The sequence below is a fragment of the Stenotrophomonas terrae genome, from assembly GCF_001431465.1.
Taxonomy (GTDB): Bacteria; Pseudomonadota; Gammaproteobacteria; order Xanthomonadales; family Xanthomonadaceae; genus Stenotrophomonas; species Stenotrophomonas terrae.
Map to the genome: position 1 here is coordinate 1 of NZ_LDJJ01000117.1, position 886 is coordinate 886.

Annotated in this window: 1 protein-coding gene; it reads left to right on the top strand. The window is 64.4% G+C overall.

Annotation, left to right across the window (positions count from 1 at the left end):
• Positions 1-337: 337 nt before the first annotated feature.
• Positions 338-886, top strand: a 549-nt coding sequence (locus ABB27_RS18950) for a rhomboid family intramembrane serine protease (RefSeq protein WP_057630875.1), incomplete at its 3' end; no start/stop codon positions are given.

An 886-nucleotide genomic window follows, 5' to 3' on the forward strand; every position in this document is an offset into this window, starting at 1 on the left:
CGGCGAAAGCGCGGCCCAGGCCCTTGGCGCTGTTTTCCTTCAGCTGGAAGGCAGCAGCATTGGCGTGGCTGAAAGCGAGGGCGCCGGCGATGCCGACAGCAAGTGCGGTGACGCGGGCAATAGCAGAAGCGGTCATGTTGGAAGCTCTCTCCGTAAACGGTAATTGTCGTTTTGCGCCTGCACCTTCAAGCAGCCCAGCCGCTTGACGGTGCGCCGGAGACCCCTCCCGACATACGACGCCGTATGCAGTATCACCCACGCTGGTTAACTAAACAATAACGACGAAAGACATATTCCCAGCCCCTCCCGGGCGGTCCCGGGTTAGGCTTCCGCAGTCATGTTCGTCTCCATTCCTTCCAGAAATAAGACAGGCCTGCGCTGGGCCGTGCCGTTGCTGTGCGTGGCTTTGCTTGCGGCGTTCCTGTGGTCGATCTCACGCCCGGATGAGGCGCGGCGCACCTTGTGGCTGGACTGGGGCGCGCTGGCCACCGGCCTGGGCAGCAGCCATGACTGGTGGGCCGCCCTGCGTGATGGCAGCGTATTAAGGTTGTTCACCGCGCTGTTCCTGCATGCCGACTGGTCGCATCTGCTGGGCAACCTGGTGTTCCTGCTGATCTTCGGCCTGCCTGCCGAGCGGGTGCTGGGGCCATGGCGGCTGCTACTGCTGTTTCTGTTCGGCGGTGCCATCGCCAACCTGGCCGCGCTGTACGTGATCGGCTCGCCGGAGCGCACCATCATTGGCGCCAGTGGCGCGGTGTCGGCCTTGATGGGCACCTATCTGACCCTGTTCCCGCGCGCCAAGCTGGGCGTGGTGCTGCCGCTGGGCCTGTTCCTGGAATTCGTGCGGGCCCCGGCCTTCCTGCTGATCGGCGTGTGGGCAGCCCTG